The sequence below is a fragment of the Pseudomonas frigoris genome, from assembly GCF_047758635.1.
Classification (GTDB): domain Bacteria; phylum Pseudomonadota; class Gammaproteobacteria; order Pseudomonadales; family Pseudomonadaceae; genus Aquipseudomonas; species Aquipseudomonas frigoris.
On sequence record NZ_CP180479.1, the window covers coordinates 4265628 to 4290372 of the forward strand.

A 24745-nucleotide genomic window follows, 5' to 3' on the forward strand; every position below is an offset into this window, starting at 1 on the left:
GATGGTACGGCTTACGCCTGCGGATCAATGTTATCCAGCGCCCGATTTACCGCCAGGTCGGCCAGCATGATGACCTGCTGGATGCCCAATAACATGCTGCGCTGTGGCCCCTCCAGAAAGACTGCGAAATCAGTGGCCATGACACTGGCGGAAGCCAACGATTCACAGGCGTGGGCCAACAGGCTTTCGGTGTCGATGTCCGGGGCGATGACGAACATCGTCCTGAACTTGCGTTCGGGCGTGTCTTTTTGGGGATTGAGGTAATGGTCGAGGGCGCGGTCGGCGGCTTCGTGGAGTTTTTTTGAATCGGGTGATTCGTAGGGGGAAACGGTGTCGGTTTCTGGGGGATTGGGTGTGGGTTTGAACATGGTGAAGCTCCTTGATCAATGGAGCCGCCACACATCGCTGCTAAACGGAAAAGGGTGGCGACTGTACGCGGGTTAGCAGACCAGGGATCAAGGAACCCGGCGCACCGAAGTGCCCCACGCACAGCCACCATAACGCAGATCAGCGAAGACAAAAAAAGCCGACTGATCGAGAGGTGACACTAGCGTGCCTTGATATTCACCGAGCTGCTAAACCCGATCGCTGAATTGGCAGCGATGGGGAAACGATAGAGACCAGGGCCAAGGCGCACAAGCCGGCGGATTCTGGCGTAGTTGTAGGCAACGGCGCAAGGCGGTGTAGCTTTCAGGAAGTAACGTTAAACGCTCTTAAACACCCCCCCTCAAATCAGTACATATCCCCTGTGGGCGCGCGAGCTTACCCGCGATGGCGGAGTGTCAGCCGACATCCATGCTGAATGGCACACCGCTTTCGCGAGCAAGCCCGCTCCCACAGTTGGACTGGGTACATCCATGAGAGATTGGTCGGCTGTCAGGCCGCCATCGCGGGCAAGCCCGGCTCCCACAGTGGTTTGGGTACATCCGCAAAAGTCAGGTCGGCTGTCAGACCGCCTTCGCGAGCAGGCTCGCTCCCACAAAAAATCAGACCTGCGAACCCCCAACCAAACAACGAGGCCGAGCGTTAGCTCGCCTCGCCTGCTTTTGATCTGCCCGCCCCTTCGGGAGGCTGAGTGGAGGTGTTCATCTGGGGGGCAGGCGCGCAGCGCCGTTCGACGCAGTCGAACACATCGAGAGGAGGTCGAAGCGAAGCCGACCGGAGGCGATGCCCCCAGATGAATGCCGGAACGAAGGAACGCCGAGCCTAAGCGAGGGGCCGGACGCTGGGGCGAAGCCTTTTGGTTCCTTTTTGGCGTTTGAAAAAGGGACTCGCTGTAAAAGCGAAACCATTAGCGGCCGTTGCCGCAGGAATGGATATGTACACCTGAAAGAAATAGGTCGGCTATCAGGCCGCCTTCGCAGCGATGCGGCGACCCGACAAGCCAGCTCCCACAATGGTTGCAGGCACATCCGCAAGAACAGGTCGGCTTTCAGGCCGCCTAGGTCGAGATCAAAAGATCGCAGCCTTCGTCAGCTCCTACAGAGGGATCGGGTACATCAACAAAAACCAGGTCGGCCCGAAGGCCGCCTCGGTTCACTCTTCCTCACCCTCAGGCACAACCTTGTTCTGAGTCAAATAGCGGTCAAGCGTCGCATTGTTGTCAGGCGAAGAATTATCCCCGGCCACCTGCCACAGCCGCCGCTCAATCCCTTGCGCCAGCAAATGCCCAACGGCCGCCTCGATCGCCGACAACACACACAACTGCGCCGGCTCGTTCGTGGTGTACCCGACCTCAGCCTCCAGCAATTTCTTGAACTCGATAAACTTGAACACCCCCGCACTGCGCCCGACAGAGTAAATCGTCTTGCTGGTCATCACATTGGCCAACACCTGCCCACTGCGCACATCGACAGCACGAAGATTCACCGACACCTGATCCACCCGATACTCCCGGGAAATATCAATCCCCAGATACCGCGCCCCTTCCCCGCCGCTGCGCACGTTGGTGTCATAGGCAATAATCCCGCCCTCAAGCATCAAATTGGCCGCCTGCAACGGTGGCAACTCACCCTGGATATTCACCGGCGTATTCGGCTTTTTCTGCGAGGCGCGAATGATCTTGCGCTCGGTCAACAGGTTCTGCAGCCCCTCACGTTCCAGCACCACAAACCAGCCACTGGCCTGCAACGCATCCATCAACATGCTCGCCGCGCCCTGGGTCACGCTGGTGGAAAACGAACTGGCCGGAGTCGGTTTGTACTGCCCGGTCTGATCCCGGAAGCCATACACCACCGCCATCAACCGCCCCTTGGGTCGTGGCATGTTCAGCAAGTCGTAATAGGTCGACGCCCGAGGTGTCAGGGTCGGTGATTCAGTGTCCTGCTCGGCCCCCATCGGCTCGCGCAAACTGCACCCTTGTAATGCCGCCAACATCAGCCCCAGCGCTATTATTTTTTTCATGTCCTTGACTCCCCATCGATCCAAGTCCCCGTCAAGGGGCCAGGCCATTCACCTGGATTTCGGAAACTTCACCGGTCGCTCGATCGGTCACTTCAATAGTCAGTGCACCGGAGTCGTCGATGACGTTCACAACAAAAGCGTCGGTGGTCAGGCTCCCGGCATTGCCCGCGGAGATGTTGTCCATCAACTGCCCTAGCAGCCGTGATTGCAGCTGACTGGTGAAGCGCTCCAGGGCCGACGTGCCGGCCGCGCTGGTACGGTTCTTCAAGTCAGGGTCTTCGTAATCGTTCTGCGCCTGGGCGTTGTTGAGCAACCAGGTCCCGTTCAACGGGTTGCCGCCAAACGACGGGTTGACCGGCGTGTAGACCAGCTCCGTGGCCTGGACCAGCCCGCAGCTGCCCAACCCTAATAACCACATGCCCGTGCGTTTAGAGAAAGCTCCAGTGTTCATAGTTCGTCCCTCTCAAGGTCGGTGGTGTCCTGCAACAAGGTTTCCAGCTTGCGCTGGACGATCTGCACGCGGACCAGATCGGCAGCCTCATAGGCCTCGTCCTTCAACTCCACGGTGTTCGGCGGCAGGAAGCGCCGATAAACCAATCGTTGCTGATATTCCACGGTCACCAGGCTGCCCCAGCGTGCCGAAGGTCGTTCACGCACGACCAGGTTGAAGTCCATCGGACTGGTGGCACGCAGGCGTTCACTGAACGAGTAGTAAAAGTCGTGGCCGATGTGCGAGATCGTGTCGTCGACGATAAAACCCATCATTTCGTCTTCTTCGCCAGCCGACACGAAGGACGTCATCAGCATTAGGGCCAGGGCCGCTAGCCAGTGTCTGTTCATGGCATCAGCGCCCCAACGCCTGAGGCGTTTGGGATTGGCCTTTGGGCGCGGACGCGCCATCGAGGAAGGCCTTCTCGGCCACGAACTGCCAGTCCTTGTAGCTCGCCATGCCGGTGAAGTCCGACCATTGAGTGGGAAAATCCGCCTGCTTGAGCGGCGTGTCCGTGGAGGGGCTGCTGAGGCCGGTGATGCGTCCGTCAAAACCGCGCAGCAACGTCCATTCGCCGCCACCAATCGGGTCCGGGTAGAGGTTGCGCAAGTGGTGTTTGGGCGACGGAAAACGCTCGTCCTGCATCAGGTCCGCCAGCTCTTTGGGGTACTGGGCCAGGCCAGGCGAACTGCGGTAATAACTGCGCAAGGCCTGGGCGTATTGAGTGCCGACCCAGAGCAACTGCCGTTCACGATCACGGCGCGACGCGGTGGACCACAACTGGCCAGCGCTGGCCAGGCCCATGCCCATCAACATGATCAGAAACAGCACGCCCAGGTAAGTGAAACCGGCCTCGTTCGAGGGCTTACCACTCGGAATAAAGGCTGCCATCACGCGCCCTCCCTGTGGCCCCGCTTTTGATATCGGCGACTCCGCCCGGGACGCCGTCAGGCGGCGCCACCAGCACCCAGAGGTCTTTGCGTTCAGCGATCGGGTCCATCGGCGGGTTGCGCAGGTAACGCTGCTCGACCAACTGTTCGATGGAGTCGGGATAACGCCCCGTGTCACCGTAGTAGTGATCCAGTGCTTCGCGCATGGCCGACAGGCTCTGGCGCAGCGTGGTCTCTTTCGAGGCCTCGAGGCTGTTGAAATAGCGTGGCAAGGCGATGGTCATCAGGGTGGCGATGATTGCCATGACCACCATCAGTTCCAGCAGGGTAAAACCCTTTTCCCGACGCATAATCTCACCACTCCCGGTAGGCGATGCCGTTGAGCCCCTTGCCGCGCGCCTTGGAGTAGACGTCAAAAACGTCTTCGCCTTCGCGCGGGTTTTGAGCCGTGCTGTCGTAGGAGCGCACGCCCCAGCCGCCTTCGTCGTTACGCTTGACCGGCGCCAGCGGGTCATGGGGCACGCGCCGTAAAAAGAAGAACTTGGCGCCCTTGGCGCTGCGCACATCGCGCACACCGTCCACCAGCACTTGCAGGTTCGGCGGGTAGCCGCTGCTGTTCAGGGATTTCTCGATGTAGCCAGCGTCGAACGCACGTTTGTAGGCGTCGATGGCATCGCGAATCTGATACAGCGCCGTGCGCAGTTCCTGCTCCTTGCCCCGGCGCACCACGGTCTCGGTCAGCGGCGCGGCCATGCCAGCCAGCAGGCCGATCAAGGCCAGCGTCACCACGACTTCGATCAGGGTAAAACCGCGTTGCGAGGCGTTCATGATCAAGGCTTCTCGACGACAACGCGGGCGGAAGCAACCGGAGCATCGAGGGTCTCTGTGGGATTCGTCGAGTCCATCCCACGGTCTGGTGCCTGGATGTGCATGCTGGTTTCAGTGCCGGTGGTGAACTCCATGTCCGACGGGCTCTGGTACGGCAGGTTGCGCACGATCCGCGGCGTGATCGACAGCACCAGTTCCGACTTGCCGACCGTGTCCTTGTTGCTGCCAAACAAGCGGCCAAGACCTGGAATGTCGCCAAGGCCGGGGATCTTGTTGCCGGTGGCGCCATGGTCGTCGCGCATCAGGCCGGCGAGGATCTGGGTTTCGCCGTCATGCAGACGCAGGGTGGTCTGGGCGTTGCGGGTGTCGACCTGAACCGGAATCGTGCCCTGGCGGGTCGGTTCCAGCGGCGTGGCGTTACTCACTTCCAGGGCGATTTTGATCGCCACTTCATTGTTCAGATGCACGGTCGGCTGCACTTCGAGTTTAAGACCGACATCGAGGTAGGTGACGCTTTCGGTGATCACCGGCCCTTGAGTCGAAGGCACCGAGGTGGCGCTGATGATCGGCACGCGCTGACCAATGTGGATGCGCGCCTGTTCGCGGTTGCTGACGCGAATCACCGGGCTGGCGAGGGTGTTGATGTCGTTGTCCTGGGCGTTGATCTTGGCCTGCGGCGACGGCGAGATGGAGATCCGGCTGGAGTTGATGCCTTTGAGTTGGTCAAGCAGGGTCACGGCCGAGCCATCACTGTTGACCACGCCGAAGGTGTTCGGCCATTGCAGGCCAAGGTCGAGAATCCGCTGGGTGGCGACTTCCATCACCTCCACTTCCAGCACCACTTCAGGGTTGGACTGGTCCTGCGATTGCAGGAGTTTTTCAGCCATGCGGACAGCGTCTTCAGAGTCGCGCATGGTCAGGGTATTGAGGCGTTCGTCGACGAACACATCGCGGGTCTTGAGCATGGTTTTGATCATGTTCAGCGCGGTGTTGGCATCGATGCTGGTCAGGTAGAAGGTGCGCATCACCAGCTCTTGGTAATCCTTGAGCTTCTGCGGTGAGTCCGGGTAGATCAGCAGGGTGTTTTCGTTCACCACTTTCTGGTGCAGCTGGTTCTGTTGCAGCAGCAGTTCCACGGCGTCTTCGATGCGCACGTCACGCACGAAGATGGTGGCTTTCATGTCCGGGCGCAGGTCCTTGTCGAAGATGAAGTTCAAACCGGCGACCTGCGACAGCACTTCGAAGATGGTTTTCAGGTTGGCTTCGCGAAATTCCAGGGTCACCGGCCGATCGAGACGGGTCCGCAGTTGTGGATACGGGACCACGTTGCGGCTTTGTACCAGTCGGACATTGCTTTGCAACTCCAGGGCCCCTTCATTTTTCGGGTCCAGTTCGAGGATTTGTTTCACCTGGCGGTCGGCGCCGTAGATATCGCCGCGACGCAGGTCACCACGGGCCAGTTCGAGTTTTTCATCCAGGCTGCGCATGTGATCGAGCTGGCGCAGCGAGTCCTGGGCGCGGCGGTTGTTCGGTTCGATGGTCAACACCCGGCCGAAAGCCTGGCGGGCAGACGCGAAATCACGCTGGGCGCGATCCATGTCACCCTGGGTCAACAGCGCCGTCACTGCACGGGCACGGCCACTGTTCAGGGCCAGGTGCAGCTCGGTGTTGCGAGGGTTTTCCTTCAGCCCTTCCTCGATGCGGGCCAGGCCCGCTTCGTACTGTCCCGACTCCATCAGGTCGGTCGCCTCTTGCTTGGCAACCTGCGCCGAACTGCACGCGGCCAGTCCTGCACACAGGCAAAGGTTTATCAGCAAACGGGATCTGTTCATTGCGTGCTCCCCACAGACAAAGTCTGAGACAAATGCAGAGGCAGGTAGACAAAGCTGAGTTCCACTTCGGAAATCCCTTCGATCCGCCAGGTGTCGTCGATCACATCCCCCTTGCGCACGACGTATATTTTTTCGCCGTTCTGCAAAAACACTTGCAGGTCGGAACGGTCATTCAGCTTGCCAATGAACTGGAAAGGCATCGGTGGTGCCGTGGGGACTTGCACCACCGGGGTCAGGTTGACGGGTTGCTCGGTGACGGTGGCCAGCTGCTGCACAGACGTCCAGCTGCGGGCGGCGAACAGGTCGCCCGCCGGGCTCAGATCCTTGACCAATGCCTGTGTTGTACCGGCGGATGCGGCGGGCAGCGCATCACGGGTTTTGCTGTTGGTCGGGGTGGCCACGGCGGCCACCGAAGCATCACCCTCCTCGGACGATGGCGTGAAGTATTCAGGCAACCAGGTCAGCGCCGCCGCCACACCGAAGAACGCCACCCAACCCACTACGCGTTTGGTATTCATCATGACCTCGACAGGTAAAGGGTCATGCGGATCCGCCCGGTCAGGTCGGTGTCGGCGATTTTTTTACGCTGGAACTCCACGTCCTCCACCACCACCGCCGGTAACTGGCCGAGCAAGGCGTGCAGGAAGCGCCGCAGTTGCGGGTAGCTGCCGCGCACCGGCAGCAGAATCTGATAACGGGCCAGGTGCGTCTTGGGGTCGATGCCCAGGGAATATTCGCCACGAGCCAGGGTGATGTGCTCCTGAGCTGCCAGTGCGTAAATCTTGTCGATGGCCACGGTGGCCTGTGGCTGGGACGGCAACTTGCTGCGGAAGTCGTCGAGCTGACGTTGCGGCACCATCGGCGCGGCAACACTGCCGTCTTCGACTTTGGCCAGGTACTCGCCGGCTTCGCGCGTCTGCTGGCTGAGCGTTTGCAGCGACTGCCAGTCCGGCATCAGGCCCACCAGGCCATACGCCAGCGCCAGCAGCAACATCGCCAGCCCTGCCAGGCCGGGAATGCCCAAGCCTTGCAGGTATTCGTGGACGATCAATCTAGGGATTTGCATCGCCGATCTCCCAGCTAGCCGACAGGTTGAATTGCACCGGGTGTTCCGGCACGTTCGCGACGATTTCGTGGCTGAGCAGCGACACATCGGACAGCTCGTCGCTGGCTTCGAGGCTGCGGTGGAAGTCGAGCATGGCTTCCAGATCCCGCGCTTCGGCGCTGATTCGCACCTGGCCTTTGCGGGCATCCGGGGTCAGGGTCAATAACGCAATGTCGTCTCGGGGCATGGCTTCGAGCATGGCGAACAGACGCTCCCAAGGCCGGCGCAATTGCTGGGACACCTTGCGCATCTCGGCCAGGTTGTGCGCCTGTTCGCGGGTTTCGGCCGGGGTCAGGCTGACCTTGCCGCCTGTGTCGCCGGTGAGTACGCGCTGAGTGGTTTGCAAGTGGCCTTGCTGTTGCGCGGCCTGTTCGCTGAGGTGCTGCTGAACCAGCACGCAGGTCAGCGTCAGCACCACGCCACCGACCAGCAGGCTCCAGCCCAAAGGGCCCGAGCGGCGGCGCGGCTGAAAGTCGAGCATCAAGGCGCGCATGTCAGGCCACCGCCCGGGACATGACGTACAAACAATCGCGTACGGATGCCCGGCCTTCTTTGAGTGTGCGCAGGTGCACACCGGGTACGTCAGGGTGCGAGTCAATGCGTGCCGGCGCGTGCAGGTAAACATTCAGCGGTCGCTCGCTGGTGGACGCCTGCAATTGGCTTTCACGACCGATCAACGCGGTCAACGCGACGTCGCTGTCGCTGCTGCCGACCGAACGCACCGATGCCCAGCGCCCTTCCCGGGCCAGCAGCAACACACTGCGCACCGGCTCGGCGACCACGAACAGGAAGTCGCCGGCGTCGAAGCTTTTATCGAAATGATTGAACGCCGCCATCAGGTACGGCTGCACCGAGCGCAGGCGCAGGCCACGACCCGTGACCAGCGTGCGCAGATGCGTCAGCAAGTCCTGCGGCAGCGCGGTGGCGACCCGGTCGTAGCCCGCCGGTTCGGCCGACAGCACCATGTTCCAGGGTTGCGTCGGCACGCCGTAAAGGTCTTCGAAACACAGTTGGGCAAAGCCGAGCAATTCGGCAGGGCTGCTGATTTGTTCGCTCCAGGGCACCAGACAGAAGCGGCTGAAGTGCCCGGAGATCACCACACTCAATTCGGCACCGGGACGGGTGTGTTCGCCCAGCAGACGGTCGAGGGTTTCCAGCGCCACGGTCCAGGCATGAAAGCCTTCATCGATAAAACCGACGCTGCCCAGCCACAGGGTTTCACTGCCACGGCGCTGGCCCAGCCCGACACCACTGGCGCCGAGCACGGCGACAAAACGATCACGAGATAAAAGTGACACGATTGATCTCCTCGAGCGTGGTCCGCCCCTCTGCAACCAGCTCCAGTGCCGACTCGCGCAACAGACGCAAGCCTCGGCTGCACGCCAGGGCCTTGATTTTCGAAATGGGTTGGCGTTCGACGATCATTTGCCGCAGCTCGTCGTCGAGGTGCAGCAGTTCGGCAATCGCCGTACGCCCGCGGTAACCGGTGCCCCGGCAATGGCCGCAGCCCTTGCCGTGGACGAAGTGGTAGTGATCGACCTGTTGCGGATCGAGACCGGAGAGGCGCAATTCTTCATCAGTTGGGTAAGCCGGCGCGCTGCAACTGGAGCAGACCAGTCGGATCAAACGCTGGGCCAGCACCGCATTGAGTGCCGACACCAGGCTGTAAGGGTCGATTTCCATCTGGGTGAACCGGCCGATCACGTCGAACACGTTGTTGGCGTGAATGGTGGTGAACACCAGGTGCCCGGTGAGCGCCGATTGCACGGCGATCTGCGCGGTGTCGGGGTCGCGGATTTCACCGACCATGATCTTGTCCGGGTCATGGCGCAGGATCGAGCGCAAACCACGGGCGAAGGTCAGGCCTTTCTTTTCGTTGACCGGGATTTGCAGCACGCCCGGCAGTTGGTATTCCACCGGGTCTTCAATGGTGATGATCTTTTCCACGCCGTGGTTGATCTCGCTGATCATCGCGTACAGCGTGGTGGTTTTGCCGCTACCGGTGGGGCCGGTCACCAGCACCATGCCGTAAGGTTCGGCCGCCAGCCGACGCAGATGGCGCAGGGTTTCTTCTTCGAAGCCCAGGGCTTGCAACTGCACGCCGCAGACCTTGTCCGCCAGGTCCTGTTTGTCGAGGACCCGCAGCACCGCGTCTTCGCCGAAAATGCTCGGCATGATCGACACCCGAAAGTCGATCTGCCGGCCGCTGATGCCGATCTTGAAGCGACCGTCCTGGGGCACGCGTTTTTCACCGATGTCCAGTTCGGCCATGACCTTGACCCGGGAAATCACTTGCTCGGCGAATTCGCTGCCCTGGATTTTGCTGATGTTGTTCAGCACGCCATCGATCCGGTACTTGATCACCAGGCCGCTGCCGGTGGTGCCCAGATGGATATCGCTGGCGTGCATTTTCAGCGCGTCGTAGAGGGTCGAGTTGACCAGTTTGACGACGACGCTGGCGTCCTCGCTGATGCTGGTCAGGGACAGGCTTTGCAGGGTATCGATTTCGACATTGGCGTCGGCCTGGGCGTTGAGCGACTCCACGGCGTGGAAGCTCTCTTCGTGGCGAGCCAGGTAGGCTTTCAGGTCGTCGGCATGCACCAGGTACAGCGGCGCACCGTGCAGGCAGTCGTCGATCCAGGCCAGGCGTGAGGTATCGAAGGGGTCGGCAAACACACCGATGACCGCATCGTCGTGACGCAGCAGGATGAATTCGCGTTTGAGGCATTGGGCCAGGGTGACCCGGTCGAACACCGGAGTGGCTTTGAACAGGCTGTCGGTGTCGAGCACCGGATAATGCAGGGTCGCGCCGAGGCTCTGGATGAAGGGCATGGGGGCCAGTTCGCACAACCCCCCGAGGGCTTCCAGTACCCGTTCGCCGGAACTGGCGGCCAGGGAGCGTGCCTGGGCCAGTTGCTCACTGGAAAAGCGAGACGGTACACAGTCCAACAGCACCGGTTCGACGGCAAGGGATAGACGGTCCATGGCATGCTCTCCAACGCCGGGGGCTTTGAGCCCTGTCGACGCGGCAGGCCATTGCGGCGGATGCCGGAACGTCTTGTCGCGCCACTACTCCCCGGTGAGCAATTGTTCGTCGCCTGGTGCCTTGGAGGTCGATAGACTTCGTCGACGATCTGCCAGCACCCAACTGCCGTCGTACAACTGCAGCGGGAAACTCTCGGTCCTGCTCTGGCGTCGTTCGACAAAACCTTGCGAATTACTCATGCCTGCTTTGGGTTCGCGCTCCATCCCCAGAAGGTCGCAGACTGCTCGGGCCAACTCCGCCAATGGAAACGGTTTGAACAGGATATGGCTGACTCCCAGTTGCCGGGCCCGCTCACAGACTTCAGCGGTTGGGTGCCCGGTAATCAGCACAAAATGACACTTCCTGTTCTGGCGGACAGCATCGAGCACCTCAAAGCCTTCCATGTCGGGCAAGCGGTAATCGAACACCATCACATCGGGTGCAAACTGTTCGGCTTCACCGATACCTGTCACACCGTCATGTGCAATCCGGACGTCGAGCTCTTGCGCCTGAAGGTAATCCTTGAGGTTTTCGGCAAGGAGCTGTTCGTCTTCGACAACCAGTACTTTGTTTAACAAGGTCGACTCCTTGAAACCGCAGGTCCGATGTTCCAGCCCTGGGAGTACGCGCCTTCACTGAGGCTAACGCACACTTCATGCCAGGCTGAGCGCCGGTTTTTTTACCGTTGCACGTCGTTGATTTTCATGAAAAAACCATTTCGTCCAGGAACCCTGTCCCCCAAAGGCGGGGGAAGCGCTCGGAGGTGTCTTGAAGCTTTTCCCCATTATTGGGGGGGAACCTTCAATCATCGTCAATCCGTTCAATTCGATTGCTCGATCGCAGCTGCGCCAGAACCTGTAGACGAGCATGAGCCTGTTGCTGTCGGGCAAGGTAAGCCCGGACCATTTCAAGCCCTTGCACCTCTGAGACATCGGTCGCCTCCAAGTGGTTCTGCACGTAGATCAAATGCCAGCCCAGCGGTGTACGCACCGGTGTACTGACAGCCCCCGGTGCCAGGGCAAAAGCCGCTGCTTCGAATTCAGGCATCATCCGTCCACGAGGGAAATAGCCCAGATCACCGCCCTCGCTCGCAGAAGCATCTTCGGAACCGGCCCGGGCCACGCTGGCAAAATCCTCACCCGCACTGATTTTCACCCGCATCTCCTCTAAGCGTAGCCGGGCAGCTTCAACTGCGGCGGCATCCGCGCCTTGAGGCACTTTGATCAGGATGTGCCGTGCCTGGATTTGCTCCGGCCGGCTCATCTCGACGCGATGCTCTTCATAGAACGCACGGACCTGTTTTTCGTCAGGCCCGGCGACCTGGGTGAGGTCGGCAAACACTTGCTGGGCCGCGAGCTCACGGCGGGTGTACTCGGTGTAACCGACTTCGTCGAAACCGGCCTCTTCCAGGCGCCGGGCGAACACATCGGCACCGCCCATGGCCTGCCGGGTCTGATCGACCTGGCGTTGCACCACAGCGGCACTGACCACCACTCCGCGCTTGACGGCTTCTTGCCACAGCAATTCTTTGTCTATCAAGGCTGTCAGTGCCGCCTGACGCAATTGCTTGTAGGCCTTTGGGTTGCGGATGCTGCCCACCGCCCGGCCCTGATCCTCCAGGTATTCGGCGAAATAACGCTCCAGGCGAAACGCGGAAATTACCTCGCCATTGACCCGCGCGGCGGCCGGGCCATTGCTGCAGAACGCCACGGGAACCCACAGCGTGAGCAGGAGCAACAGAGTCTTGAGCGGCATGATCGAGACCTCCAGTCAGGGTGTAGCGGCAATGGGTTTATAGGGCGCGACCAGATAAAAGCGCTGGCCGGGCAAGTCCACGGTGACGATATGCGCGCCACGCAAGCCGAGACGGCGGCCAGGACCGAAGCTGATCAGCGGGGTCAGCCCGGTATCGAAGTCATGCAGGCCTTCCAGCGCACTGATGAGTTTCTCGCGGCTGGCGTCGCGCCCGGCCTGTTTCATGCCTTCGCTGAACAGCAACATCGAACTGAACGCGCCGACTTGCAGCATCGCGTGCTGACCGCCGAGCCCCTGGCGTTCGCGCAGTTGGGTCAGGGCCAGGCGTCCGGCCAGCGTCCAGTCACTGGGCACAAACGGATAAGCCAGAAACACCCGCCGGGAAAAATTCCTGGGCACCTGCAACAGATCACCCGCCACCTGGTTCGACGCAGCGAACAGATAAGGCACCTGCCCCGCCGCCTGCAAGCGCTCGGCGAGGCGACTGAAACCGCCGCCGCTGCCCAGGTAAAACACCGAACGCGAGCCCAGTGGCAGTTCGTCTTGCGCCGAGTCGTAGGCTTTCAGACTGACCTGTTGCCAGGCGTGATCTTGCAAGTACTGGCCGAGGCTCTGCGCCGCCAACCGTTGACTGGGCTCGTCCGGGTAAGTGATCAGCGTCGGCCCCTGGATCACCCGTAAATTAACGGTGGCGTAATCGGCCAGGGCGATCAGTTGCTCGCGCAACCCCGGCAGCGGTTCGAAAATCTGCCGACTGGCCTGCGCCGTGCCCAGCAATGACAGCGGTCCGATCAGCGGAATGCCGGCCCGTTCCAGGCGCGCGGCCAGGTCCGAGTCCAGTGCCGGCGCCAGCGGCGCGATCAGGGCGAACACCTGTTCCTGCTCGATCAATTGATCCAGCGCCTGCTCGGCACTGGCGCTGTCCGGGCCCGGATCGACGATGGTCAGGCGCAACTGCCGGCCATGAATCCCGCCCGCTTCGTTGATTCGCGCCACGCTGCCCCGGAGCACCGCCGCCACCGTGGCGCCCTCCTCGCTCAACGGCCCCTGGCTTGGCAACAAGGTGCCCAGGTGCAGACTGTCGGGGGTCAGGCCGGGGTCGCGGTCATCGGCCACGCGTTTGAGATAGGCCGTGAGGTTGCGCTGATCATTCATCGACAGGACGAAGCGCGGCATCGCCGGGTCGAGCCGATTGTTGCCCGGATCACGCCCTTCCTGGATGGCCCGCGCCAACGTGCCTTCGGTATACGCCGGGTAATTACGGCCATTGATTTGCTGCTGGCCGTAAGTGCTGGTGAGCCGCGACCAGCTGAGATCCGGCGGTCGCACCCCGCCTTCGGGCCGCCCGAGGCCATCGGCGCCGTGGCAGTTGGCGCACGGCAGGCTGGTGGCGGGCAACAGTATGTCCGCCGCCCCGACCCGCGCCATGATCGGCTCGCCACTCGCGGACACACCCTCGCGATACAGCCGTTTGCCGGCGCTTTCGCTGGGGCTCAGCGGCAACGCATCAGCGGCGAAATGCAGGCCGCCAAGCAGTAGCAGGCCGAGAGCGAGTGAAGTTCTCATGGCGCGGGCTCAACGACCGGCCACGGGCATTGTCAGCAACTGCAAGCGCTGGGCAATGGCGGCGGCCGGGGCATCGGGGCGGATTTTGCTCCAGCGTTTATTGGCCACGTCACCCACTATCAGTTGTGTTGAATGCTGTTCGGGGGTCGGTACGATCTGGCCGATGCGCCCCAATACAAGGTCCATCTGTGCCTTGTCGCCGGTAAGAAAAAGCCAGTGGGGGCCATCGACGCCCTCCTTCAAGGTGTAAGCCTTGAGTACCGCTGGCGTGTCGCGCAGCGGATCACTGGTAAGGGAGATAAAAGTGATGCCGCCCGCCTTGTCGCCCAGCAACTCACGCACTTCCTTGAGCTTGCGGGTGATCAGCGGACAGGCATCGTTGCAACGGGTGAAAATCACATTGAGCAGCACCACGCGGTTCTGCAGCGCGTCGCTGTAGAACCGCAGGATCTCGCCGTTCTGGTCCTGCAACGGCGTGTCGGTGAACCAGGTTTTCGCATCGCGGGTGCCAGTGCCCGTAACCAAGCCGGGCGGTGCGGCAACGACGGCCACCGCGGGTGCCGGCTCTTCGTGCCCTTCGTGGGCGAACGCCAGCGAACTGAACAGGCAAAAGCAAACCGTCAGGGAGATCCAGTCGAGGGCTCTCATGGCTGCTGCTCCATCGCGATGGCCGTGTGCTTGGCGTGGACGTTGCGCTGACCGCTGAGTTTCTCCACTTCACGGGCCAACACCGTCGGGTCGGTGAAGCCGTAATAGCGGGTCCAGTGGCGGCTGTTGCCGTCACCCACCAGAATCAGTGGCTGATGGTTTTTGAAGTCCCCGCTGAAGGTGCCCAGTCCCTTGAGGGTTTCGTTGATCGACTGCGAGCTGCCGGTCAGCCAGCTCCAGCCCGGGCCGTGCTGGAAGTGGCGGGCGTAGTCGCTCAGGCGTTTGGCGTCATCGCGCTGCGGGTCGATGCTGATCGACACCATTTGCACCTCCCCGCCGACCCGGGCACCCAGCTGTTTTTGCACCTTGCCCATGATCGACGACACCACCGGGCAAACCGTGGTGCAACTGGTGTAGATGAAGCTCATGACCACAATCTTGTTGGTCACCAGGTCTTTTTCCAGGCGCACCGCTTTGCCGTTCTGGTCCACCAGCGCCACGTCGGCGAACTTGACCTGGGCGCTTTCCGAACGGGCGCTTTTGGCCGGCATTTCGTGACCGGCGTGTTCATCCGCCGAGTGGGCCAGGGCCTGGCCGATACCGGCGGCCAGCAGACAGAACGTCAGCAGTCCACGGTGTGCGAATCGGTTCATGTCGAAACTCCTTTAGTGGGCATCGCCGGGCAGGACCCGAACGCTGGCAAAAGTCTTGTCATCGAAACTCGCGCCCAGCGAGGCCGCGCGTACGTGCAGGTACCAGGCGCCGTTCTGGTCGAGGGTCACCGGGGCTTCATAAACGCCGTCGCCCACTTCCAGCGCGGCGACTTGCTGGACCCGGGACGTCGGGGCCCGGAAGTAGCGCACCTGAACGTCCTTGACCCCGCTGCGCTGTGCCTTCTGCTTGCCCTGAACGATGCGAAAACGCACCACGTAAGGACTGCCGAGGGCGGCCGTGGACGTGTCGAGCATGAATTCCACCTTCGGCACACCCGGGTGCCGGGTGAGGTTTTTATCCGGCTCAACCAAAGCCGTGAAGCAATGGATGATGTTCGGCTGGTTCAGCAGGAAGGCCACGTCGAAACGTCCGGCGGCGGGCAGTTTGATCCGGGCGCTGTACAGCCCCGGCTCGACTTCGCGCAGGCTGCGGTCGATGACCATCGCCGCCCGCGCCACTTGCCCACGATTGGGGTAGCCGGACATCGGCGCGTTCATGCCTTCGGCGTAGAAGTAGGTGGTGTTGTCCACCGGGTTGACCACAAACACCGCGTTGTCGTCCCGCGACACCGCCAGGCTCGATGCCAGCGGCAGGTCACCGGCCAGCCGTGGCGCCTGAGGCCCCGCTTCGAAGCCCTGGCTGATCGGCGTGCGGCCTTCACCCAAGGACGACAGATTGATCATCGTGACCTTGGCCGAGGCCAGTCCGCGAATGTAGGCGTAGGCCTTGGTGAACACCACTTGATAGGGCTCGGCGGACACGTCCAGTTCATGGATCAACGAGTCGGTGGCCGCATCGATAACCGAGGCCTGATTCTCCAGGGTGTTGAGCACGATGCCGAAACGACCGTCAGCGCTAAAACCCATCGGGCCCAGGCCCTGTTTCATCTTGATCACCTGCCGGACTGCGAGGCTGGTCGTGTCGACCACGGTCACCGTGCCGTCCTTGCCATCGGCGACATACACCGCCTGGGACAGCGGCGAGTACGCCACGGACAACGGGTGCGAGCCGGTCTTGAGTTGCTTGCTGATGGTCAGGCTGGCGATGTCGATGAGGCTCACCGTCCCGTCATCGCGGTTGGTGACGAAAGCAAAACGACTGTCCTTGCTGAAAGCGATTTCGTGATGCCCGGCACCGGTGGCCAGGTGTTTGAGCGTCTTGAGGCTGCGCGTGTCGATCACTGTCACCCCGGACGCCTCGGGCGATTTCGCGTTGTTGCCGACCCACAGCAGACGCTCATCCGGTTGCAATGCCAGTCGTACCGGGTTGCTGCCGGCAGCCACCGAGTCGATCAACTTGAATTGCTCGCTGTCGATCACCGCAATCTCATCGGCGGTTGGCATCGAGACGAACACCCGTTTGTTGTCACGGGGCGTGACCCAATCCATCGGCGGTTGCTTGATGTCGATCCGCGCCATCGTGCTGGTGATGCCGCCCACCGACACCGACGGGTCGACCACCGAGACGCTGGCATCGCGGTTCATCACCAGCAGGAAGTAGCTGTTCAGATCGAGCAACGGTCGCGCGCCGATGCTCGATTTCAGAAACACCCCGACCCGGGATTTGCAGCTGTGTTCGCGGCCCTGGGCCTGGTCGGCGGCGACGGTTTCCGGATCGAGCCAGGCACCGGGGGCGACACCCGACAGTGGCTGACCCGAAGCGCTGTCGGTGACCCGAAAGCGCACGTCGGCGAATACACCCTCGCGCAGCACGCCGTCCTGCGCCAGCGGCCGCACCTCGAGCGCCACCGACACCCCGTCACGCTCAAGCGTGTTTTTGCTCCAGGTCTTCGGCAGTGCGACGTCGCTGAGCATAATCGGCTGCGACGCACGCCATACCCCCAGCCCGATCAGCGCCAACCCTAAAACCAGCGCCCAAGCGGCCACTATGATGGTCCTGTTCATATCGTCTCTCTCCTTTCTAATCTGAGCCTGCCGTAACGCGCCCCTGTGGGAGCGAGCTTGCTCGCGATAGCGGTCTGACAGTCGACATCAATGTTGAATGTGCTGGCCTCATCGCGAGCGAGCTCGCTCCCACAGGTATTGCGTTATTTCCCTGCCCTACGGAACCGGAGCCGGTTCAGGTTCGTTGGTCACCCGCAGCAATCCCCAAAGCCCGGCGGTGTTGCCGTAAGCGCCGTAGTCTCGGAACAGGTAGTCGCCCGGTATTGCATTGCTGCCCCCGGCGCTCGGGTGCATGAAGCTGAAGTGCGCCGCCGGCAAGATGCTTTCGTGGGCGCCGATGTACATCGACATCGGGTTGTAGCCGAACCGCACCGAACCCACCCCTGGTGTACTCATTGGATAGCCACTGGTATCGCTCTTCTCCGACTGGAACGGGTTGACCGACCAGACGTGACCATCCAGTTGGAAGGTCGAGCCACGGCTGCCACCGGTCGGCATCAGAATGTGCGTGCGGAACGGTTGCCCCGGTTTCACATACAGCACCGGCGTTTGCGGATCGCCCCCCACCAGCGCATTGCTGAAGGCCATGTGCGCATTAGGCACGTCGCCGTAACCATGACCGTCGGCGTGGCCGAACGGCGCATCCGGTGGCAGACCGAAGCGGAACCACATCGGCTCGGTCTTGTAGTTGATGGCCATGCTCGAGTTGTCCTGCGGATCGGTCGGTACACCGGCCTCCGAGGCAATACCTTCCACCGGACGACCATTGGCCCAGCGCATGTTCAACGCCTTCTGCCAGACCATCGTAAAATCGCGGTAGGTGGTTTGCCCAGGTGCGGTGACCGTCGCCGATACTTTGCGTGCATCGTCAACCCAGGTGGCGCCGATCGGCAGGATGCTCATCGCACCGCCAAGGCCTTTTTGCGGCTGCTTGATGACGTCCGCCGGGGTGAAATTCAGCCCGCCGAATTCCACCGCCGTGGCGTTGATGTTGTCGACACTGCGGCCCAGTTGCGTGACCGGTTTGCCTTCACGCTCCAGGTGCCCGGCGTAGTACTGATAGGTCCGCGTCGGGTACGCCCCAACATTGCCAACACGCGGCGGCACGGTCTGGGTCGGGTTGGTGCCGACGTTGGTCCCGTCGGATTTGGTGATGTCGTACGCCAGCAGTTGTGCGTGCAGGCCCACCGTGCTGGACGGCCGCATCAGGTTATTGCTGAAGGTGGTCGAGCCCTCGCCATCGTTGCGGTCACGCTTGACCATGCCCATTACCGAAGCCGTCTGAGTCAGATCCGGCATCACCATGGGCAGACGGTTTTCCAGCGTGATGTTGATGCAGTCACCGGCCGCCGCACGCAGCACCAGCGGTTCGACAGGCACACCGGGTTTGAGCTTGCCGGTGATCGGATCGAGGTCGCCCTTGCGCACATAAAGGATCGCCGTCGGGTCATGCAATGGCCCGCTTTGCCCGCCGATGGTGAAGGTCCCCTCCACAGGGTCGGTCACCGTGACCTGAGGAATGCTCACTGCCCGCGAGTTGTACACCAGGGTGCCGCCCGCCGGCTTCAACGCCCCGCCGACGTGTTGCCCGATACCGGCCGGATCGGCCATCGACAGGTTCAGCGGATTGCCCAGGATGTCGTTGGCCAGCGCCGCGACCACTTCATAGTTGCGTTGTGGCGTCGGCCGGGTGCCGATGCCGTTAGGGTTGGCGCCGTACCGTGGGCAGATGCCATCGAATGCCACGGTGTTGCGCATACCGGCCGGTTTCGCGTTGTTCGGCAGCGCGAACAGGTCGCTGCGCTGGGCCGTGTAGTTGCGCATCACGCCCCAGATCCCGCTCCAGTAACCTTCCAGGGAGGCGTCCATCGAGTACAGGTAATCCCCGGTGGTCGCGGCCGCGCTGGAGATCATCGACACCGGCGCATTGAAGCCCATCTGCTCGGAGATCCCGAGCATCTGCGACGAGCGCCAGCCGGAGTTGGAGCTGTTGCCATAACCGGAACCGCTTTGCAGCCACTTCACGCCGTGCAGGGTCACGTTGTGCTCTTCTTCGTGACCACCGGCATGCACCCGCAACCGGACGTTGTCCCCGGTGTAGGTGCGCAGCATCGGAGTGAACGGGTCACCCGGTTCGGCGCCGCCACGGTTGATGTGTGGCGGGAACAGCGTGGTGCCGCCGGTTGGGCCGGTGGCTGCAGTCACCAGGTTCGGCGCCAGGTTCATCGCCGGGATGGCGCGGTCGGTACGGCTTTGCATGGCGTACGCCAGGTCGCCGCCGAGGCCGTCGGCCTGCATACCACGCTTGCCGTCCGGGCCGACCTTGTTCGGGTCGTACACCCGCAGGGCCAGCGGTTCGTTGCGGTAATTGACCACGAACATGCCAGGGTCATCGACCGAGATAGCTTGTGGGCATGGCCGGCTTGGGCAACCGGGCATCAGTCCACCGCGGGCTTCGACCACCTGTTCAAGCAGGGTCTCGGCTTCTTTTCGCACCGGTGGGTTGATCGCGTAGCGGAAGCTGTCAGCCGTGGCCGGGAAGGCTTGCGGATTAGGCACGCCGTTAGGACCGGCGCCCACGTACACACCGGCTTCATAGGCGTGCTGGAAGTCGCTGTATTCGAGGAAGAACTCACGGAAGCTGTCGTTCTTGCCGTCGCCGTCCAGGTCACCGGTGGACACCACCGCTTGCCACGAAGTGGGTCCGCCGTCCTGCCGCGCGCCGCTGTACAACGGCTCGCCGGTTTCGGCGTGGAACCAGGTCGAACCGGCCGGTTCTGCCAACACGGTGGCGTACAGACCGATCTGTTGGTGAGTCGATGGGCCAAGGTGGTCGTGGGTGAAAATGGTTCCCAGGCCACGGTCGACGCCTTTGGCGTTCACCACCGGATCGACAAACCAGCGCTGCATCGCCGTGCGCGCGCCAACCCAGTCGGCCCGGCCGTATTGGCCGAAGAACGGGTGAGCCTTCGCTTTCGGGCAGGCCGGCGTGCCATCACGAGGATCGGTGCCTTGGCACTGGTTGAACTCGCGAATGGCGTGGATGCGTTCTTGCACTGCACCGGGGGAAAGTACGCCGTCTTCGTAGTTCCAGCCGTTGGCCGAACCGTCGGCAGCCGTCAGGTCCCATTTCGGCAGGTGAATGTGCTGGCCGATCACGTCGGTCGGCGTGCGCACCTGATAGTCGTCCATTTCATAAGTGGCCGGCACCAGGTTGGTTTGCTGGTACTGCACGCAGTCGAAGGTGTTCATGCGCATCACCAAAGGTTCTGGCGGACGCTGCTTGTTGATCACCGGCCAGGCGTCTTCCCACAGCGCGAGAATGCGCGCTTGCGGGAAGTGGTAACCGACTTTGTTGTAGACCGCATCGAACTGAATGTTCGCGGCTTTATAGACCCGTGGACGGTCGGCGGTGAACGTCGAGGAACCGCTGAAGGACATGCCAACCCGCTCACCGCTGTTGAACTCGCCGGTGCCGGCGCTACTGGTCAGGCGTTTTTGCCGGTCATCCATGCACGGTTCGTAATACGGTGCGCCCGCGATCGGCAAGGCGCCGTTGGTGCGGAAGCTGCGCGCCACGATTTGATTACCGGGCAGCACGGCGAAGCTTGGGTGGTCTTTTCTGGCGTGGAACGCCATGGCCGCCTGTTCGATTTCGGTGCCTTCTTCCGGCATGTAAATGGGCTTGGCGCGTGTCACTTCCTTGGAGAAATCCAGAGACGTGGTAATGGTGTGTGCCCGGCCACCGGAGGAGAAACCGTCCAGAGAATGGCGCCCCAGGCCGCCGTCCCAGCCACCGGACTGAGCCGGGTCGAGATTGGCCCACAAGGCGTTGCCGCTGGTTTTCAAGGCCTGCGCCTTGGCAGCGTCGAGCATGTCCAAGGGTGGGGTCGGTGGGCGTTGGCCGACCGAGCTTTCCATGCCGCCGATCCAGAACGGATAGCCAGGGTTTTTCAGGCTGCCGTCAGCATTGCGGTTGGCTTCACTGCGATCCACCAGAGCCAGGGAACCGATGGCCTGAGCGCCGCCGTTACCGCCATGATGCTCGCCGTCATCATCACCTTCGTCGTCGCCACCGGCCACAAGGGTTTCGCCGATTTTCGGCACGACCGCGACTTTGCCCGGCATCGGCGCCATGGCTTTGCCTGGCAGCGGCACGACCGCTGGAATCGGTGTACCGGCAACGATCTCGCCATCGGGCAAGGCGCGGGCGCCTGCCGCTGGTTTACCGCTGCGCAGTGCATAAGGTTCGCTGTGATACCCGTCGGCACCTTGTTGGGACACCTCGAGTTTGGTGCCTTCTTCGAACACGTCATGCACCCGCCACATGCTCCACATGCCTTGGGCAAAGTGCGGATAGAAGTGGCAGTGATAGATCGCATCGCCCGCGACCCGGTTGCGGTTGCCCGACCCACCGTTGGCGATTTCGTAGGTGTAACCGGCGCCCGGACCGATGCCTTGGGCGTCCACATAGTCTGAGTTGTCGTCGTTGGGGTTGAACAACCACTGGTGCCCGTGCAGGTGGAAAATGTGCTGCTCGTGACCGTTGTGGGTGTTGCGGAATTTGATGAAGTCGCCGATATAGCTGTGGTTGACGTTGGACGGCTCGGACGGGTACAGCGCCATGCTCGCCTTGACCCCGATCTGATCGGCGCTCGGCGTTTCACCGGGACGAATATTTTCCAGGCCGGCGTTGGCCGGCACGTCCACCAGCATCGCCACATCGCCGACGGTGTGGGAGCTGAGGAAGAATTCTTCATAGGCGCAGGACAGGCAATCGTGCATCGGCCCGACACTCAAACGGTTGGCGACCACTTCGGCGCCCATGCCGCCGGAGCCATAGTTGATCATGAACGAGTCGCGAGTCGGCTCCAGTACGTGGGCCATCACCGGATCCGCCCAGTAAGCGGGGAACGCCTGGGTCGCGGCGGTTTCATCCTGGAACTGCGAGGCGAAATCGCGGAACGGTTCCAGACGATTCGGGATCGCCGGGTTGCGTTTTCCAATGGCTTCCAGCGGATAGGTCGAAGGCGGGAAGCTGCCGTCGGCGTTGCTGCCCATCACGATCGCGTCGCTCTCGCTGGAAATGATTTCATTGCCGTCGACCATGTTGATGATCGGCGCGCCGGCCTTGCCTTCACGTATCCACGGTTCACGCTGCAGGTAGCGCGCCTGGTAATTGACAATCGGTTGACCGGCCGGGGTGCGGCCGACGCTGGCCAGGCGCATCTCTTCTTCGGTCACGGTGTTGCGATAGGTGCGGCCGCCCTTGGGCACCACCACCACTTGGCCGAACAGTCCGTTGGCCACGTTGCCTGCATCCCCTTCACCCCCGAAGGTCGCGCCGCGGCTGCTGGCGGCAAACGCCCCTTCGCGCTCGGCGTACAAGGTGTAGGAACGGGTGGCGCCGGGGGCAATCAAGGTATTGGCGTTTCGTCCGGTATAGGACGCAATGTCGTCGATGCTGTTGACCGCTTGCATACCGTTGACCTGGAAGCCGACGTGGCGGTCGGTGACCTGCTCATCGACCTTGAATTGGTCTACGTTGCCGATGGCGACTTCGCCCTCAATCTCACCCTCCTCCCCGTTTTCATGGCTGCCGGGGTTGGCCTGGTAGGCGAGCAAGTTCTGCAAGTTGATGGTCAGGCAGTCACCGGCAGCGACGCGCAGTACCAGTGGACGCGGACGCTTGTCGGGCCGCAGCGAGACTTTGCCCGGCACCGCCGTCCCGCCCTGGGCCAGGGACATCTCGTGGTCATCGACTACATCGCGGCGCAGGGCGAACATCATGCCGTTGACGTTTTGCGCGCCGAGACGGTTGAACATCAGCGGCTGATCCAAGGCCACGACGTTGGCCACCAGATTGCGCTCGCAGCGCACGGCCGCTTCGACCAGCTCGATGCCCAGCATCGATGCCACCAACAGCAGCAGATTTAACAAGGACGGAGCGTAGGGTATGCCGGTCATGATCACGGGCCTCGCTGTGGTACTCATTAGGAATAAGTCTCGACAAATCCCCTTGAGCAATCCGCATGCCATAAATAATTTAGTTATTTTTCAAACGGTTACATAAACGACTTAACAACTCGGGGGATATTCCCCACCCATTCCCCACTTTCCGGGCGGGGCCTTGTAGCAGCTGCCGAGCCTGCGAGGCTGCGTTCGGCTGCGGAGCAGTCGTAAAACCTGAACGCGAGGAATTGCTGAAACACCGCGTCGTCTGAATTCACGACTGCTCCGCAGCCGAACGCAGCCTCACAGGCTCGGCAGCTGCTACGGGGCGAACGCGTTCTTCAGTTCGGTGATACAGATCGCGTTGCCCCACAAATGGGGGGAACCCCCCAATCACAGCGGCGCATCCGCGGCCAGGCCCTGCAAGCGTCGGTATTGGCGCAAGACACTGGGCACGTAACGCTGGGTTTCGGCGAACGGCGGGATCACCCCGCCACGGCTGAGCACCGCTTGCGGCCCGGCGTTGTAGGCCGCCACGGCGAGGCTAATGTCGTTATCGAACAGGGTCATCAGGTGCTTCAGGTACTTGGCGCCACCCTGGATGTTGGCTTTCGGGTCGTAGACATTCTTCACCCCCAACTCCCGGGCGGTGTCAGGCATCAATTGCATCAACCCTCCAGCCCCCTTGGGTGACCGGGCACCGGAGTCGTAGGCGGACTCGGCCTGAATCACGGCATGCAACAGCGCCGCCGGTAACTGATTGGCCGTGGCAGCCGCCGAAACCAGCTCGGCATAGGGCTGCCGGGCAATCATCTGGGGTTGCTGATCCATGCTGACCCGGGTGGATTCTGGCTCGTGAATCACCCGTTCATAGGTGCGGCCGGGACGGTGGACATTGGACAGAACGTAGCTGCCCTTGGCGTCCACGGAAACGAACACATCGGCCTGTACGACGCCGGTCAGCACCAGCAGACCGAGCAGTCCTGTGGTGAGTGTTTTCATTATTTACCTCCCTGCCCGGCCCCGAAAAATGGGGCTAATGCCCCAATGGCCGGTAGTAAACCAGCCATACGCAAGCACTGTGCCGGATGCGCGCAGGCCCGTAATTCAGGGGTTGCAGAAGGATCTCCGGGCATGTGCATGGCAATTGCATAAGCCTTCATGGCGACCCTTCTGCCGACTGTGTGAGGTCATCATGAATCAGCGTTTGCGTTCCGCCCCGCGTGCTCAAAGCGGGTTCACCCTGCTCGAACTGTTGGTGGTGTTGGTGGTGCTGGGGCTGTTGGCTGGCATCGTCGCGCCGAAATATTTCGCCCAACTGGGCCGCTCCGAAGTGAAGGTTGCCAAGGCGCAAATAGAAGGCCTGGGCAAGGCACTGGACCTGTACCGTCTGGAGGTCGGTCATTACCCGTCGACCGAACAGGGTTTGCAGGCGCTGGTCACCGCGCCCAGCGATGAAACCAAATGGACCGGCCCTTACTTGCAGAAAAAACTCCCGCAGGATCCGTGGGGCCGTAACTACAGCTATCGCTGCCCCGGCGAAAACGGCGAATACGACTTGCTGTCCATGGGCAAGGACGGACAACCCGGCGGCGAAGGCGAAAACGCCGAAGTCACCAGCTGGCAATGACGG

The 24745-nt window shown here is 61.8% G+C and carries 22 protein-coding genes; 1 reads left to right on the top strand and 21 read right to left on the bottom strand.

Translation table 11 applies throughout. The annotated features are described in order from the left end of the window. Positions 1-11: 11 nt before the first annotated feature. The 21 genes from ACMXYH_RS19585 to ACMXYH_RS19685 all read right to left on the bottom strand — a co-directional run bounded on the left by ACMXYH_RS19585 (position 12) and on the right by ACMXYH_RS19685 (position 24114). The gene (locus ACMXYH_RS19585; protein ID WP_347806038.1) at positions 12-368 is read right to left on the bottom strand and encodes a DUF6124 family protein; all 357 of its coding nucleotides are present in this window, start codon (positions 366-368) and stop codon (positions 12-14) included. A 1168-nt stretch (positions 369-1536) separates the two neighbouring features. After that, positions 1537-2403 (bottom strand): CsgG/HfaB family protein, encoded by an 867-nt coding sequence (locus tag ACMXYH_RS19590; RefSeq protein ID WP_056746588.1) that lies wholly within the window; start codon positions 2401-2403, stop codon positions 1537-1539. Positions 2404-2434: 31 nt separating this feature from the next. Next, positions 2435-2854: a curli assembly protein CsgF gene (locus ACMXYH_RS19595; RefSeq protein ID WP_134423220.1), complete on the bottom strand. Its 420-nt coding sequence runs from the start codon at positions 2852-2854 to the stop codon at positions 2435-2437. Beyond that, a complete protein-coding gene (gene csgE / locus ACMXYH_RS19600) occupies positions 2851-3243 on the bottom strand; it encodes a curli production assembly/transport protein CsgE (protein WP_129443240.1) in 393 nt (130 codons plus the stop codon). Before csgE ends, ACMXYH_RS19595 begins: the two co-directional genes overlap by 4 nt. Positions 3244-3247: 4 nt before the next feature. Beyond that, the gene (locus ACMXYH_RS19605) at positions 3248-3784 is read right to left on the bottom strand and encodes a type II secretion system protein (RefSeq protein ID WP_129443238.1); all 537 of its coding nucleotides are present in this window, start codon (positions 3782-3784) and stop codon (positions 3248-3250) included. Beyond that, positions 3759-4133: a type II secretion system protein gene (locus ACMXYH_RS19610; protein ID WP_129443236.1), complete on the bottom strand. Its 375-nt coding sequence runs from the start codon at positions 4131-4133 to the stop codon at positions 3759-3761. The genes ACMXYH_RS19605 and ACMXYH_RS19610 overlap by 26 nt, the downstream gene beginning before the upstream one ends. Positions 4134-4137: 4 nt before the next feature. Next, complete coding sequence (locus tag ACMXYH_RS19615; RefSeq protein ID WP_056746580.1) at positions 4138-4611, bottom strand: type II secretion system protein; 474 nt, start codon at positions 4609-4611, stop codon at positions 4138-4140. Positions 4612-4613: 2 nt separating this feature from the next. Then, entirely contained in the window at positions 4614-6443 is a 1830-nt protein-coding gene (locus tag ACMXYH_RS19620) for a secretin N-terminal domain-containing protein (RefSeq protein WP_415764557.1), read from the bottom strand. Further along, entirely contained in the window at positions 6440-6961 is a 522-nt protein-coding gene (locus tag ACMXYH_RS19625) for a hypothetical protein (RefSeq protein WP_415764558.1), read from the bottom strand. The genes ACMXYH_RS19620 and ACMXYH_RS19625 overlap by 4 nt, the downstream gene beginning before the upstream one ends. Next, on the bottom strand, positions 6961-7509 hold the full coding sequence (locus tag ACMXYH_RS19630) for a GspMb/PilO family protein (protein WP_415764559.1): 549 nt from the start codon (positions 7507-7509) through the stop codon (positions 6961-6963). Before ACMXYH_RS19630 ends, ACMXYH_RS19625 begins: the two co-directional genes overlap by 1 nt. Next, positions 7496-8041, bottom strand: a complete 546-nt coding sequence (locus ACMXYH_RS19635) for a PilN domain-containing protein (protein WP_282482421.1) — start codon at positions 8039-8041, stop codon at positions 7496-7498. The genes ACMXYH_RS19630 and ACMXYH_RS19635 overlap by 14 nt, the downstream gene beginning before the upstream one ends. Before the next feature lies 1 nt (position 8042). Next, a complete protein-coding gene (locus ACMXYH_RS19640) occupies positions 8043-8846 on the bottom strand; it encodes a hypothetical protein (protein ID WP_415764560.1) in 804 nt (267 codons plus the stop codon). Next, positions 8827-10533: a GspE/PulE family protein gene (locus ACMXYH_RS19645; protein WP_415764561.1), complete on the bottom strand. Its 1707-nt coding sequence runs from the start codon at positions 10531-10533 to the stop codon at positions 8827-8829. Before ACMXYH_RS19645 ends, ACMXYH_RS19640 begins: the two co-directional genes overlap by 20 nt. A gap of 84 nt (positions 10534-10617) precedes the next feature. After that, a complete protein-coding gene (locus tag ACMXYH_RS19650) occupies positions 10618-11151 on the bottom strand; it encodes a response regulator (protein ID WP_129443222.1) in 534 nt (177 codons plus the stop codon). Positions 11152-11374: 223 nt separating this feature from the next. Beyond that, positions 11375-12328 (bottom strand): peptidylprolyl isomerase, encoded by a 954-nt coding sequence (locus tag ACMXYH_RS19655; RefSeq protein WP_415764562.1) that lies wholly within the window; start codon positions 12326-12328, stop codon positions 11375-11377. Between the two features lie 15 nt (positions 12329-12343). Further along, entirely contained in the window at positions 12344-13894 is a 1551-nt protein-coding gene (locus ACMXYH_RS19660; protein ID WP_415764563.1) for a cytochrome c/ABC transporter substrate-binding protein, read from the bottom strand. Between the two features lie 9 nt (positions 13895-13903). Further along, positions 13904-14542: an SCO family protein gene (locus ACMXYH_RS19665; protein WP_415764564.1), complete on the bottom strand. Its 639-nt coding sequence runs from the start codon at positions 14540-14542 to the stop codon at positions 13904-13906. Beyond that, positions 14539-15195 (bottom strand): SCO family protein, encoded by a 657-nt coding sequence (locus ACMXYH_RS19670; protein ID WP_415764565.1) that lies wholly within the window; start codon positions 15193-15195, stop codon positions 14539-14541. Before ACMXYH_RS19670 ends, ACMXYH_RS19665 begins: the two co-directional genes overlap by 4 nt. Positions 15196-15207: 12 nt before the next feature. Then, entirely contained in the window at positions 15208-17160 is a 1953-nt protein-coding gene (locus tag ACMXYH_RS19675) for a YncE family protein (protein WP_415764566.1), read from the bottom strand. A 156-nt stretch (positions 17161-17316) separates the two neighbouring features. Then, positions 17317-23127: a manganese-oxidizing multicopper oxidase MnxG gene (mnxG, locus tag ACMXYH_RS19680; RefSeq protein WP_415764567.1), complete on the bottom strand. Its 5811-nt coding sequence runs from the start codon at positions 23125-23127 to the stop codon at positions 17317-17319. 378 nt (positions 23128-23505) lie between these two features. Next, the gene (locus ACMXYH_RS19685) at positions 23506-24114 is read right to left on the bottom strand and encodes a lytic transglycosylase domain-containing protein (RefSeq protein WP_415764568.1); all 609 of its coding nucleotides are present in this window, start codon (positions 24112-24114) and stop codon (positions 23506-23508) included. A 193-nt stretch (positions 24115-24307) separates the two neighbouring features. Between ACMXYH_RS19685 and gspG the strand changes: the two genes are divergently transcribed. Further along, positions 24308-24742 (top strand): type II secretion system major pseudopilin GspG, encoded by a 435-nt coding sequence (gspG, locus tag ACMXYH_RS19690; protein WP_129443206.1) that lies wholly within the window; start codon positions 24308-24310, stop codon positions 24740-24742. The last annotated feature ends 3 nt before the right edge of the window (positions 24743-24745 follow it).